General features: G+C 70.5%; 14 protein-coding genes. 9 read left to right on the forward strand and 5 right to left on the reverse strand.

Annotated elements, in window-relative coordinates:
• Window positions 1-81 precede the first annotated feature (81 nt).
• On the reverse strand, window positions 82-1,449 hold the full coding sequence (locus tag ACIRJP_RS29760) for an FAD-binding oxidoreductase (protein ID WP_404180582.1): 1,368 nt from the start codon (window positions 1,447-1,449) through the stop codon (window positions 82-84).
• Window positions 1,450-1,546: 97 nt separating this feature from the next.
• Here ACIRJP_RS29760 and ACIRJP_RS29765 point away from each other — a divergent pair, with 97 nt between their 5' ends.
• Window positions 1,547-3,115 (forward strand): tetratricopeptide repeat protein, encoded by a 1,569-nt coding sequence (locus ACIRJP_RS29765; RefSeq protein WP_404180585.1) that lies wholly within the window; start codon window positions 1,547-1,549, stop codon window positions 3,113-3,115.
• 219 nt (window positions 3,116-3,334) lie between these two features.
• On the opposite strand, the gene hppD is transcribed toward ACIRJP_RS29765, so the two are convergent.
• Window positions 3,335-4,480, reverse strand: a complete 1,146-nt coding sequence (gene hppD / locus ACIRJP_RS29770; protein WP_404180588.1) for a 4-hydroxyphenylpyruvate dioxygenase — start codon at window positions 4,478-4,480, stop codon at window positions 3,335-3,337.
• Between the two features lie 133 nt (window positions 4,481-4,613).
• Between hppD and ACIRJP_RS29775 the strand changes: the two genes are divergently transcribed.
• The 8 genes from ACIRJP_RS29775 to ACIRJP_RS29810 all read left to right on the forward strand — a co-directional run bounded on the left by ACIRJP_RS29775 (window position 4,614) and on the right by ACIRJP_RS29810 (window position 11,201).
• Window positions 4,614-5,087 carry an Lrp/AsnC family transcriptional regulator gene (locus ACIRJP_RS29775; protein WP_404180591.1) on the forward strand — a complete coding sequence of 158 codons (474 nt, stop codon included), beginning with the start codon at window positions 4,614-4,616 and terminating at the stop codon, window positions 5,085-5,087.
• Window positions 5,088-5,102: 15 nt separating this feature from the next.
• A complete protein-coding gene (locus tag ACIRJP_RS29780) occupies window positions 5,103-5,750 on the forward strand; it encodes an ABC transporter permease (protein ID WP_388578794.1) in 648 nt (215 codons plus the stop codon).
• Window positions 5,743-7,014 carry an ABC transporter ATP-binding protein gene (locus ACIRJP_RS29785; protein ID WP_404180594.1) on the forward strand — a complete coding sequence of 424 codons (1,272 nt, stop codon included), beginning with the start codon at window positions 5,743-5,745 and terminating at the stop codon, window positions 7,012-7,014. Before ACIRJP_RS29780 ends, ACIRJP_RS29785 begins: the two co-directional genes overlap by 8 nt.
• On the forward strand, window positions 7,011-7,907 hold the full coding sequence (locus ACIRJP_RS29790; RefSeq protein ID WP_404180597.1) for an ABC transporter permease: 897 nt from the start codon (window positions 7,011-7,013) through the stop codon (window positions 7,905-7,907). The genes ACIRJP_RS29785 and ACIRJP_RS29790 overlap by 4 nt, the downstream gene beginning before the upstream one ends.
• Window positions 7,907-8,887 (forward strand): glycine betaine ABC transporter substrate-binding protein, encoded by a 981-nt coding sequence (locus tag ACIRJP_RS29795; protein ID WP_404180600.1) that lies wholly within the window; start codon window positions 7,907-7,909, stop codon window positions 8,885-8,887. Before ACIRJP_RS29790 ends, ACIRJP_RS29795 begins: the two co-directional genes overlap by 1 nt.
• A gap of 89 nt (window positions 8,888-8,976) precedes the next feature.
• Window positions 8,977-9,585 carry a winged helix-turn-helix domain-containing protein gene (locus ACIRJP_RS29800; RefSeq protein ID WP_404180603.1) on the forward strand — a complete coding sequence of 203 codons (609 nt, stop codon included), beginning with the start codon at window positions 8,977-8,979 and terminating at the stop codon, window positions 9,583-9,585.
• Between the two features lie 30 nt (window positions 9,586-9,615).
• The gene (locus ACIRJP_RS29805; protein ID WP_404180606.1) at window positions 9,616-9,816 is read left to right on the forward strand and encodes a hypothetical protein; all 201 of its coding nucleotides are present in this window, start codon (window positions 9,616-9,618) and stop codon (window positions 9,814-9,816) included.
• A complete protein-coding gene (locus tag ACIRJP_RS29810; RefSeq protein ID WP_404180609.1) occupies window positions 9,813-11,201 on the forward strand; it encodes an MFS transporter in 1,389 nt (462 codons plus the stop codon). The genes ACIRJP_RS29805 and ACIRJP_RS29810 overlap by 4 nt, the downstream gene beginning before the upstream one ends.
• On the opposite strand, the gene ACIRJP_RS29815 is transcribed toward ACIRJP_RS29810, so the two are convergent.
• The 3 genes from ACIRJP_RS29815 to ACIRJP_RS29825 all read right to left on the reverse strand — a co-directional run bounded on the left by ACIRJP_RS29815 (window position 11,131) and on the right by ACIRJP_RS29825 (window position 13,008).
• A complete protein-coding gene (locus tag ACIRJP_RS29815) occupies window positions 11,131-11,919 on the reverse strand; it encodes a S16 family serine protease (RefSeq protein ID WP_404180612.1) in 789 nt (262 codons plus the stop codon). The two genes, ACIRJP_RS29810 and ACIRJP_RS29815, sit on opposite strands and share 71 nt — an antisense overlap.
• A gap of 83 nt (window positions 11,920-12,002) precedes the next feature.
• Window positions 12,003-12,191, reverse strand: coding sequence for a superinfection immunity protein (locus tag ACIRJP_RS29820; RefSeq protein WP_376632931.1), 189 nt, complete (start codon window positions 12,189-12,191; stop codon window positions 12,003-12,005).
• A gap of 175 nt (window positions 12,192-12,366) precedes the next feature.
• Window positions 12,367-13,008: an IclR family transcriptional regulator gene (locus ACIRJP_RS29825; RefSeq protein WP_124723277.1), complete on the reverse strand. Its 642-nt coding sequence runs from the start codon at window positions 13,006-13,008 to the stop codon at window positions 12,367-12,369.
• Window positions 13,009-13,028: the final 20 nt, after the last annotated feature.

The following is a 13,028-nucleotide window of genomic DNA, read 5'->3' on the forward strand; positions in this document are numbered from 1 at the left end:
TCGAAGCACCGACCGCCGGAGCACCGGCCGTCGTCGAAACACCGGCCCCCGTCGCAGCACCGGCCCCTCCCGCGCCCGCCGTCAGAACACCTTGCCGGGGTTGAGGAGCCCCAGCGGGTCGAACGCCTGCTTGATGCCCTGGTGCAGTTCGACGCTCACCTCGCCGAGCTCGCGCGCGAGCCACTCCTTCTTCAGGAGGCCGACGCCGTGCTCGCCGGTGATCGTGCCGCCCAGCTCCAGGCCGAGCGTCATGATCTCGTCGAACGATTCGCGGGCCCGCCGGGACTCGTCGGCGTCGGTGTGGTCGAAGCAGACGACGGGGTGGGTGTTGCCGTCGCCCGCGTGCACGCATACGCCGATGGTGAGGCCGTACTTGTCGGCGACAGCCGCGGTGCCGTCCAGCATGGCGGCGAGCTTCGAGCGGGGTACGCAGACGTCGTCGATCATCGTGGCCGACTTGACGGTCTCCAGCGCGGTGAGCGACATCCGCCGGGCCTGGAGCAGCATCTCGGACTCGGCGGCGTCCTCGGCGGGGACCACCTCGGTGGCGCCCGCGGCGGTGCACAGCTCGGCGACGGCCGCCAGATCGGCCGACGGGTCCGCGGTGTCGAAGGCGGCGAGCAGGAGCGCCTCGGTGGTGTCGGGGAGTCCCATGTTGGCCATCTGGTTGACGGCCCGGACCGTAGTACGGTCCATCAGTTCGAGGAGTGACGGAGTGTGACCACACTCCATGATCCGGCAGATCGCGTCGCAGGCGCTCGCCGCGCTCGGGAACTCCGCGGCCAGGACCAGCTGCTGCGGCGGCCGGGGCTTCAGCGCGAGCACGGCCTTGACGACGATGCCGAGACTGCCCTCCGAGCCGACGAAGAGCCGGGTGAGGTCGTACCCGGCGACGCCCTTCGCGGTGCGGCGGCCGGTGGTGAGCAGCCGCCCGTCGGCGAGGACGACCTCCAGGCCGAGTACGTATTCGGCCGTGACCCCGTACTTCACGCAGCACAGGCCGCCGGACGCGGTGCCGATGTTGCCGCCGATGGTGCACATCTCCCAGCTGGAGGGGTCCGGCGGGTAGTACAGGCCGTGTTCGTCGACCGCACGGGACAGCACCGCGTTGATGACGCCGGGCTCGACGACGGCGATCCGGTCGACGGGGCTGATCTCCAGGATCCGGTCCATCTTCACCAGGGACAGCACGATGCAGCCGTCGGAGGCGTTGGCCGCGCCCGACAGCCCGGTGCGGGCCCCCTGCGGGACGACCGGGACGCGCAGCGCGGTGGCGGTGCGCATGACGTGCTGGACCTGCTCGACCGTGCGCGGGAGCACGACGACCGCGGGTGTGCCCGCCTCGCAGAAGCTCGCCATGTCGTGGGCGTACGAGGCGGTGACGTCGGGATCCGTGATCAGCGCCTCGGCGGGCAGACCGGCACGCAGTTGTTCGAGAAGACCGTCCATGATCCAAGAGTGACACCCGGGCCCATTGGTGTGAACCCGTCTGCGACGGCCTCCGCAAGGCGCGGTGTGCTCTTATTACTGACGCAGAGTGATCGGCATGGATGTCATGCCGCAGCAGCCTCCGCAGGCCCCCGATCCGAGCAGCCGACCTCCCCTTGACGTCTCCCGTTTCTCCGGCGCCTCCGCGCTCTCCGCGCTCGCCGATCCGGCGTCGCTGGCCGAGCCCCCGCCGCTCTCGCTGCGTGCGACGCTGCGCAGGGCGGCCCTGGGTGTGGTGGCGGGTGCGGTGCTGGTGACGGGTGCGGTGGTGGCGGTTCCGGAGGACGGGAAGAAGGCGTCGCGGCCGCCCGTACCCGGCCCGGTCTCGCGTGCGCTGGCGGCGACGGCGGCCGGTTCGCCGGCCTCGCTCTCCGATCTGACGGCGCTGATCGGGGACCGGCAGCAGTGGGTGGACACGCATCCGTCGGACGCGGGGTCCTGGGCGGTGCTGGGGACGGCCTACGTGGAGTGGGGGCGGCGTTCCGCGGACGCGGCGTACTACGGCCGGGCCGAGCAGGCGCTGAAGCGCTCGCTGGACATCCAGCCGGGTGAGAACGGGAACACGGCGGCCTGGGTGGGGCTCGCGGAGCTCGCCGATGCCCGGCATGACTTCGTCACGGCGAAGAAGTGGGGCGAGACGGTACGGGCGCGGCAGCCGAAGCAGTGGGCCGCTTATCCGGCGCTGATCGACGCGTACAGCGGTCTCGGGGACCGCAAGGGCGTGAGCACGGCGGTGGAGCGGTTCACGGCACTGCGCGCGGGGGTTCCGGCGCTCGTGCGGACGGCACGGATGCACCTGGACCGCGGCCGGCCCGAGGACGCGCTGGCCAACGCGCAGGACGCGGCGGACCAGGCGGCCACGCCCGAGCAGAAGGCGGAGTGCCTGGCTCTGCTGGGCGAACTGGCCTGGGAGCGGGGCGAGCCGGCGGAGGCGGTCGAGCGGTACGGCGCGGCGCTGCGGGCCGACCGCGCCCACCACCCGTCGCTCGCCGGCCGGGCCAGAGCACTGGTGTCGCTCGGCCGCACGGACGAGGCCCGGCGCGACTACCGGGCAGCGCTGGAGCATCTGCCCCGGCCCGAATACATGCTGGAGCTGGGTGAGTTGTACGAGTCGCTGGGACTGGACGAGGAGGCCGACGGCCAGTACGCGCGGCTGCGTGAGGCGCTCGCCCGGGACGAGGCCCAGGGCGTGGACGAGGCGCTGCTGCGCGGCCGTTTCGAGGCCGATCACGGGGACCCGGACACGGCGGTCGAGCTGCTGGACGCCGAGTGGGCACGCTCGCACCGCAGTGCCGCGGTGGCGGACGCGCTGGGCTGGGCCCTGCACCGCTCCGGCCACTCGGCCACCGCCCTGGAGTACGCGGCCCGCGCGGTCGACGCGGGTGGGCGGAACGCCTCGTACGCGTTCCACCTGGGCGCGATCCAGAAGGCGCTGCGGGATCACGGTCCGGCGCGCCGGAATCTGGAGAAGGCCCTGCGCACCAACTCGCGGTTCTCGCCCCTGGCCGGACCCGCCGCCCAGGAGGCCCTGGACGACCTGGCCCCTTCTTCGCCGGGCGGCCCGCAGCACCCGCAGCCCGCCCCGGCCCCGGCCCCGGTCGTTCCCCGGCAGAATCCGGCCGCGTAACAACGCGGTTCCGGACCACTGCGGCAGCCCACGGCCGGCTGCTGAGGATCACGCTCGCCGGGACCATGGCCTGGCAGGAAGAGCGAACGTGACACCTGGGGCGTGAAGTGTCACGTTCGCACGATGGGGTTCCTCCCCGGCCGCCGGCATGCGGATGCCCCGTCGGACAGGCCGACGCACCAGTCCGGCCGGCGGGCGGCCGGCCGCCGGGCCGGGCGGTCAGAGGTTGCCGCGCTTCTCCTGCTCGCGCTCGATCGCCTCGAACAGGGCCTTGAAGTTGCCCTTGCCGAAGCCCATCGAGCCGTGGCGTTCGATCATCTCGAAGAAGACGGTGGGGCGGTCCTGGACCGGCTTGGTGAAGATCTGCAGCAGGTAGCCGTCCTCGTCGCGGTCGACGAGGATCTTCAGCTCGCGCAGGGTCTCCACCGGCACGCGGGTCTCGCCCGCCCACTCGCCGAGGGTGTCGTAGTAGGAGTCGGGAGTGTCCAGGAACTGGACGCCCGCCGCCCGCATCGTTCGTACCGAGGCGACGATGTCGTTCGTGGCGAGCGCGATGTGCTGGACGCCGGCGCCGCCGTAGAACTCCAGGTACTCGTCGATCTGCGACTTCTTCTTGGCGATCGCCGGTTCGTTGATCGGGAACTTGACCTTGAGGGTGCCGTCGGCGACGACCTTCGACATGAGCGCGGAGTACTCGGTGGCGATGTCGTCGCCCACGAACTCCTTCATGTTGGTGAAGCCCATGACCTTGTTGTAGAAGCCGACCCACTCGTTCATCCGGCCGAGCTCCACGTTGCCGACGCAGTGGTCGACGGCCTGGAAGGTGCGCTTGGCGGGCGGCTCGACGATCGGCGCGGCGGCGACGTAGCCGGGCAGGTACGGGCCCTCGTAGCCGGTGCGCTCGACAAGGGTGTGGCGGGTCTTGCCGTACGTGGCGATCGCGGCGAGGACGACGGTGCCGTTCTCGTCCTTGACCTCGTGCGGCTCGGTGAGGCCGAGGGCGCCGTGCTCGACCGCGTACGCGTAGGCGGCGCGGGCGTCCGGGACCTCGATGGCCAGGTCGACGACACCGTCGCCGTGCTCGGCCACATGGGCGGCGAGGAAGCGGCCGTGGTCCGTGGCGGCTTTGATGACGGAGGTGAAGACGAAACGGGCCGATCCGTTGGTCAGTACGTAACTCGCCGTCTCGCGGCTGCCGTTCTCCGGTCCGGAGTAGGCGACCAGCTTCATGCCGAACGCCGTCGAGTAGTAGTGCGCGGCCTGCTTGGCGTTGCCGACGGCGAAGACGACCGCGTCCATTCCCTTGACCGGGAAGGGGTCGGCCTGCCGGGCTGTTTCGGGGGTGGTGTGCAGAGTCTCAGTCATGTCCGAAGGCTCTCGCCGCTTCGCAAGGTGCGCAATAGTTTGCGAATTCACTGGGCAATCTGTACAGCGGACAGGGATGGCGGGCAGGCTATCTGTACATGATGACCATCACGTCGACCTTGCGGAGCTGATCATGGCGATCGATCATCTGGACGGGCGGCTGATCGTGCTGCTGGCCCGCGAGCCCCGCATCGGCGTACTGGAGGCATCGCGCAGGCTCGGCGTGGCGCGCGGGACGGTGCAGGCGCGACTCGACCGGCTTCAGTCCAATGGCGTCATCCGCGGATTCGGTCCGGCGGTCGATCCGGCGGCGCTCGGCTACCCCGTCACCGCGTTCGCCACCCTGGAGATCAAGCAGGGCCAAGGAGCCGACGTACGGGCCCACTTGACCGGCGTACCGGAGGTGCTGGAGCTGCACACCACCACCGGCCACGGCGACATGCTCTGCCGTCTCGTCGCGCGTTCCAACGCCGATCTCCAGCGGGTGATCGACCGGGTTGTCGGTTTTGATGGCATTGTCCGGGCCTCCACAGCCATCGTCATGGAGAACCCGGTCCCGTTGCGGATCATCCCGCTCGTCGAGCAGGCCGCGAAGGACACCGACTGAGCCGAGGAGTGACGTGTGAGCTTCTGGGAGTACCTGGGCAACCGGCACCAACAGCTGCTCACCGACGCGTACCAGCACGTCAGCGCCGTGTTCCAGTGCATGGTCATCGCCACCGCGCTGGGCATCCTGATCGGGGTCGTCACCTACCGCAGCGGCTGGGCGGGGTCACTGGCCATCACCTCGACGGCGACGATCCTCACCATCCCCTCCCTCGCCGCGATCGGTCTGCTCATCCCGCTCGTCGGCCTCGGGGTCGCGCCCACCGTGATCACTCTGACGCTGTACGGGCTGCTGCCCGTCGTCCGCAACTCCATCGTGGGGCTGCGCGGCGTGGACCCGGCACTGGTCGACGCGGCGAAGGGCATCGGGATGTCGCGGCTGGCCCGGCTGTGCCGGGTGGAACTGCCGCTCGCCTGGCCGCCGATCCTCACCGGCATCCGGGTCTCCACCCAGATGCTGATGGGTATCGCCGCCATCGCCGCATACGCCTCGGGCCCCGGCCTGGGCAACGAGATCTTCCGCGGCATCGCCTCGCTGGGCAGCGCCAACGCGCTCAATCAGGTGCTCGCGGGCACGCTCGGCATCGTCATCCTCGCCCTGCTCTTCGACGCCGCGTACGTACTGCTCGGGCGGCTCACCATCCCGAGGGGGATCCGTGCCTGAGACCGCCACCGGGAGCACCGCCGACGACAGCGCCGGGCCGCAGAGGACCACGTCCGGCGCCACCATCCAGCTGGAGGACCTGACCAAGCGCTATCCGGGCAATCCGAACCCGGCGGTGGACAGCGTCTCGATGGAGATCAGGGCCGGCGAGACGGTGATCTTCGTCGGCCCGTCCGGCTGCGGGAAGTCCACCACCCTGAAGATGATCAACCGGCTGATCGAGCCGTCGTCCGGGCGGATCAGGATCAACGACGAGGACGTCACCGACATCGACCCGGTGAAGCTGCGCCGCAAGATCGGCTACGCGATCCAGTCGTCCGGGCTCTTCCCGCACATGACGGTCGCCGAGAACATCGCCCTGGTACCGAAGATGGTCGGCTGGTCGAAGTCGAAGGTGAAGGACCGGGTCGAGGAGATGCTCGATCTGGTGGGGCTGGATCCGCGGGAGTTCCACGGGCGCTATCCCCGCGCGCTCTCCGGTGGTCAGCAGCAACGGGTCGGCGTGGCACGGGCGTTGGCGGCCGATCCGCCGGTGCTGCTGATGGACGAGCCGTTCGGCGCGGTCGACCCGATCACCCGCGACCACCTCCAGGACGAGCTGATCCGGCTCCAGCACGAACTGCACAAGACGATCGTCTTCGTCACCCACGACTTCGACGAGGCGATCAAGCTGGGCGACCGGATCGCGGTGCTGCGGGAGCATTCGCACATCGCTCAGTTCGACACCCCTGAGGCCATCCTCACCAATCCGACGGACGACTTCGTCTCGGGCTTCGTCGGGGCCGGTGCGGCGCTGAAGCGGCTCAACCTCACCCGCGTACGGGATGTGGAGATGGCCGCGTTCCCGACGGTGACGGTCGACGACCCGCTCCAGTCGATCTTCAACAAGCTGCGCAGCGGCCCGCACAACGAGCTGTTGATGCTGGACCGCAGGAACCGCCCGTACAAGTGGCTGCGGCGCGGTGACCTGATGCGGGCCCGGGGTTCGCTGGCACGGGCCGGGCAGCTCGTCCACGACACGGTGACGCGTGACGCGACACTGCACGACGCGCTGGAGGCGGTGCTGACCGACAGCGGTGGGCGGGCCGCGGTGACCGGGCGGCGCGGGGAGTTCATCGGGGTCGTCGACATGCAGACCCTGATGAACTCCGTCCATGAGCTGCTGGAGGCCGACCGGCTCGCCGCCATCGAGCACCAGCACGACCTGGAGGAGTTGCGCAGCCACCAGACCGAGACGGAGCTGGAGGGCGGTCCGGGCGCATGACTCGCAATCCACCGCTGAACCACGAACCCCGCCGGCCGCGCCCCGAGCCGCCCGTGCCCTCCTCCGGCAAAGACCGCCCGCCCGGCGAGCACGACGTCAAGGGCCATGCCTTCCGGGACGAGGAGGAGGAGCCGGCTGCGCCGCCGGCCGGCCCGCCGCGCCGGTTCACCTGGCGCAAGCTGGTGCTGATGCCGCTCGCGCTGGTGGTCGTGCTGGCCATCACGTACCTGTGGATCACCAATGTGCATCTCGACTCGATCGCGCGGAACTCGCTGACCGGCGGCAATGTGCAGTTGCGCTGGTGGCAGCATGTGCGGCTGACCGCGATCTCGACGTTCTGGGTGCTGATCATCGCCATTCCGCTGGGGATCGCGCTGACCCGTCGCCGGCTGCGCAAGGGTGCCCCGGTGGTCACGGCGGTCGCCAACATCGGGCAGGCGACACCGGCGATCGGTCTGCTGGCGCTGCTGGTGATCTGGCTGGGCATCGGTCCTTCGACGGCGATCATCGGCATGGTGATCTACGCGGTGCTGCCGGTCTTCTCCAACACGGTGGCCGGCCTCAGGGCGATCGAGCCGAACCTGATCGAGGCCTCGCGCGGCATCGGCATGTCGGCGACGGGGACGCTCACCAAGGTCGAACTGCCGCTCGCCGTCCCGCTGATCCTGGCGGGTGTGCGTACGGCGCTGGTGCTCAACGTGGGTACGGCGACGCTGGCCACCTTCGTCGGCGGCGGCGGCCTCGGGGACCTGATCACCTCGGGCATCCAGACCCAGCGGATGCCGGTGCTGGTGCTCGGTTCCGTGCTGACGGTGGTGCTGGCGCTACTGGTGGACTGGCTGGCCTCACTGGTCGAGGTGGCACTGACACCGCGCGGACTGGAGGTGGGGTGATGGGTCCGCGGAAGGTGCGCGTGGGCCTGGCGGGGGTGGCGGCGCTGGCGCTGCTGCTCTCCGGGTGCGGGCTGAAGAGCGGTTCGCCGATGGTGGACGAGGTGGAGCCGGGCTCGGTCGGCCAGGGGCGGCCGGTGGACGGTGCCTCGCTGACCGTCACCTCGAAGAACTTCAGCGAGAACATCATCCTGGGCCAGATGATCGGCCTGGTCTTCAAGGCCGCCGGAGCGGAGGTCCTGGACCGGACGAACCTGCCCGGCTCGATCAGTGCGCGCGAGGCGATCGTCAAGGGCGGCGCGGACGCGATGTACGAGTACACAGGCACCGGCTGGATCACGTACCTCGGCCATGCGAAGCCGATCCCCGACCCGGTGAAGCAGTGGGAGGCGGTCCGCTACGAGGACCGCCGCACGGGGGTGACCTGGCTGACGCCGTCCACGCTCAACAACACCTACGCGCTCGCCATCAGCCGGCAGAACAACGCGAAGTACCACCTGAAGACGCTCTCCGATGTCGCGGCGCTGGCGAAGATGGACCCGTCGGCGGTGACGATCTGCGTGGAGAACGAGTTCGCCTCGCGCGACGACGGGCTGCCGGGCATGGAGAAGGCGTACGGGATGTCGCTTCCGGCCGCCAACATCAAGAAGATGGACGCCGGGATCATCTACACCCAGGTCTCCAAGTCCGACTCCTGCCTGCTGGGCGAGGTGTTCACCACGGACGGCCGGATCAAGGCGATGAACCTCGAAGTGCTCGTCGACAACAAGCACTTCTTCCCCAACTACAACGCGGCGCCGGTGATCCACACCAAGACCTTCGAGAAGTACCCGCAGATCGCCGGGCTGCTCGACCCGGTCAGCAAGAAGCTGACCACCGAGGTCGCCCAGGTACTCAACGCCAAGGTGGACGTGGACGGGCAGGACCCGCACGAGGTGGCGAAGGACTGGCTGATCCAGGAGGGGTTCATCAAGCAGGGCTGAGCCCGGAGACCGTCGCAAAGATTTTCTTGCAAAGAAATCGATGCAAAGAACCTGTTGCAAAGATGACTTTGCAACTCTACGGTTTACCCATGCCCGAACCAGAGGACGGCGCCGAGACCCCCGCCGAAGCCGAGAACATCCACAAGGTCGATGCCCGCACCCTGCGCGGGCTGGCCCACCCCCTGCGGCTGCGCCTGCTGGCCGCGCTGCGGGAGTACGGCCCCGCCACCGCCTCCGGCCTCGCCGACCGGCTCGGCGAGTCCAGTGGCGCCACCAGCTACCACCTGCGGCAACTGGCGGCGTACGGCTTCGTCGAGGACGACCCGGAGCGCGGCAAGGGCCGCGAGCGCTGGTGGCGTGCCGCGCACCGGGGCACCGTCTTCGACAGTGGCCGGTTCCTGAGCCACCCGGACCCGGAGGTGCGCGGCGCGGTCGACGTCGTGCTCCACGAGATCGCCACCACGCACGCCCAGGAGCTGAACACCTGGATCGGCACCATGCGCGAATGGCCCGAGGAATGGCGCGAGGGCTGGGACATCAGCGACTTCCAGGTGCGCCTCACCCCCGATCTCGCCGAGGAGCTGATCGGGAAGATCCACGAACTCATCGAGAGCTACCGGGGCCAGGTCCCGGAGGGCACCGAGGGATCGGCCAACGTCCGCAGCCATGTACACCTCTTCCCGCGCCCCGCGGAGTAGCCGGCCCCTCCTCACCGGAAGGACATCGTCATGCACTCCGACACCCATCTGCTGCTGCACGACCTGCGCTCCGCCGACCTGCGGCGGCGGGCCGTGCGGTCCGGCCCCGCACCGGCCTCGCCGGGCACCGGTCTGCGCACCCGGCTGGGCTGGGCCCTCGTCGACCTGGGACTGCGCGTCCTGCCCCGCCACCCCGGCCGCCCCTCCCCCGTCGCAGCCGGTCCGGCATGACCGGCCGGGGGGACCGCGGCCGCATACCGCTCGCCGCCGTACTGTCCGCCAACTCCATATCCAGGGCCGGCAGTTCACTCACCCTGATCGGCGTTCCGTGGTTCGTGCTGGAGACCACGGGAAGCGCCGGCCGGGCCGGTGTCGTGGCCTTCTGCGCGACCCTGCCGATCGTCGTCTCCGCCCTGATCGGCGGACCCGTCATCGACCGGATCGGACGACGCCGGGTCTCCGTCGTCTCCGACCTGGTGTGCGGCCTCTCCGTCGCCGCCATCCCACTGCTGCACTTCGCGGACGCCCTGGACTTCTGGATGCTGTGCGCGCTGATGGCGGTCGGCGGGCTCATGCACACCCCGGGCGACACCGCCCGCTACGTCCTGGTGCCGGACCTCGCCGAGCACGCCGGCACCACCCTCGCCCGCGCCGCCAGCCTCTTCGACGCCGTCTCGCGCGGCGCCCGGATGGTCGGGGCGGCGCTGGCCGGCCTGCTGATCGCGCTCGTCGGCGCGGAGACCGTACTGCTGCTGGACGCGGCGACGTTCCTGACGTCCGCGCTGCTGATCGCGGCAGGCGTACGGGGGGTGCGCGCGGCCGAGCCCCGCAAGGCCGAGGCGCCGGTCTCGCTGCGGGCGTACCGCACCGAGATGCGCGAGGGTTTCGCCTACTTGCTGGGCACCCCGCTGCTGCTGGCGGTCGTGGTGATGGTCCTGTTCATGAACGGCACCGACCAGGGCTGGTACGCCGTCCTGCTCCCGGTGCACGCCTCCACCGAGCTGGGCGGGGCCGGGGACATCGGGCTGCTCACCGCGCTGTTCGGCGCGGGCGGGCTCGCCGGGGCGCTGCTGTCCGGGGCGGTCGGGCACCGCTTCTCGCGGTGGGCCGTGTTCACGGTGTGCGTGCTGCTGTGCGGCGCGCCCAGGTACGTGGTCGCGGCGCTGACGGGGACGACGCTGCCGCTCGCCGTGACCATGGCGCTGAGCGGTCTCGCGGGCGGGGTGCTGAACCCGATCCTGACGACGGTGATCTACGGAACGATCCCCGACGAGCTGCGCAGCCGGGTCTCCGGTGTCATCACGGCGGGCTGCGAGCTGGCCATGCCGGTGGGCGGTCTCGCGGCCGGGCTGCTGGTGGAGAGCGCGGGCGTGAAGGGGGCGCTGCTGGCGATGGGCGGGGTCTACCTGCTGGCGACGCTGAGCCCGCTGGTCTTCCCGGTGTGGCGCACGATGGACGACACGGAGGTGGACGGCACGGGCGGGGACGGCGCGGGAGCGGAGTCGGGCGACTCCCCCGCACCGGCACCGGCACCGGCCGGCGAGGTCAGCAGCTCGGGACCTTGTGCCCCTGCTCCAGTGCCCGGAGCGAGGACACCGCGCCCTTCAGAGTCGTGACCGGAATCAGCCGCAACCCTTTGGGCAGCTCGGCTCCCGCCTCCCGGCACTCCGCCTTCGGCACGAGGAAGACGGTCGCCCCGTCGCGGCGGGCGGCCTGAGTCTTCAACGACACCCCGCCGACCGCCCCGACCTCACCGTTCGCCTCGATCGTGCCGGTGCCCGCGACGTTGCGGCCACCGGTGAGATCGCCGCCGGCCCCGTCCCCGTCGAGCTTGTCGACGATGCCGAGGGCGAAGAACAGGCCGGCGCTGGGGCCCCCCACGTCGGCGAGATGCAGGGTCACGTCGACCGATCCGGGCTTCTTCCCGAGGTAGTTCAGGGCGGCGTCGACCGCGGAGTCCTGCGACTTCCGCATGTCTTGGAGGTTGTGCTTCTCGATCTCCTTCTCGGAGCCACCGCTCGGGTAGACGGAGTTGCGGGGCAGCACCGCCCGGTCCGTACGGAACCAGCTGTCGATCACATCACCGATGCCGACCTCGGCGGTGGGCCCGGTCGCGACGATCGTCGTCATCCGCAGCTGGCCGTCGGTGGTCCGGGTCGGCGCGCCCTTGATGCTGATCACCGGCGTGCCGTGATCGTCCCCGAGCACGTTCGCGGTCGAGCCGGGCTGCGCCAGGGTGAACGGCAGCGGCGCGAAGGCGGCCACACCGAACAGGGCGAGGACGGGCAGGGCGCACAGGGCGAGGGCACGGGGCCGCGAGAGACGAGGGAGCACCCGCCCAATCTAACCGCCGGGCCCCGGGGACACGGCCCGGGAGCCCCGTACGCGGCCGGGGGAGCGGCCCCCGGGGTCGTTCCTTACGGTGTCCGCCGGGTTCCCATCGACATGGCCAGGGCGACCACCCAGCCGATGAACGTCCAGCCGAGGAACAGATTGATCACGAACACCGAGCCGGTGTTCACCCCGCGCCCCGCGGCGATGAAGAAGGGCAGGAAGTACACCGCGATACCCACGATGGCGAGAAGCAGGAATACGGAACCATCCATCAGAACCCCCGGAACGGCCACGCGCTTCGGTCAAGGCGTGAGCTCCGAAACCATACGGTTCGACCGGGTGCCTGCGAAGACCGGAACCGGCCAGAAATCGCCCCGGGCCCCGTCCTGTCCTGCACGCCCTGCACACGCCCTACATGTCCTACGTGTCCCACCGGAACGCGTCCCCCTACCGGAGCGCGTCCGCCACTTCCCGGGCCGCGTCCACCACGCGGGGCCCCACGCGCTCGGGTACGGAGTCCGCGAGCATCACCACGCCCACGCTGCCCTCGACCCCGGTCACCCCCACCAACGCCGCCGCCGCCCCGCTCGCCCCGGCCTCCAACTCGCCGTGGGTGAGGGTGAAGGCGGTTTCGCCGACCGGTTTCTGACGGGCGGCGAGAATCGCCCGGCCCGCGGCACCCCGGTCCAGCGGGTGGCGGAAGCCGGCCCGGTAGGCCACGTGGTAATCGGTCCAGGTCGGCTCGACGACCGCGACGGCCAGCGCGTCGCTGCCGTCGACCAGCGTGAGATGGGCGGTGGCCCCGATGTCCTCGGCGAGCGATCGCAGCGCGGGCAGCGCGGCCTCGCGCACGAGCGGATGCACCTGGCGGCCCAGGCGCAGCACGCCCAGGCCCACTCTGGCCCGCCCGCCCAAGTCGCGGCGGACCAGGGCGTGTTGTTCCAGGGTGGCGAGCAGACGGTAGACCACGGTCCGGTTGACCCCGAGTTTGTTGGACAACTCGGTGACGGTCAGACCGTGGTCGGTGTCGGCAAGCAGTTTGAGGACCCTGAGTCCCCTGTCGAGCGTCTGGGAGGTTTCCGCTGTCACGACGCCCTCTCCTCTTTGAT

Origin of the sequence: Streptomyces sp. NPDC102437 (assembly GCF_044765565.1) — a bacterium.
Lineage (GTDB): Bacteria > Actinomycetota > Actinomycetes > Streptomycetales > Streptomycetaceae > Streptomyces.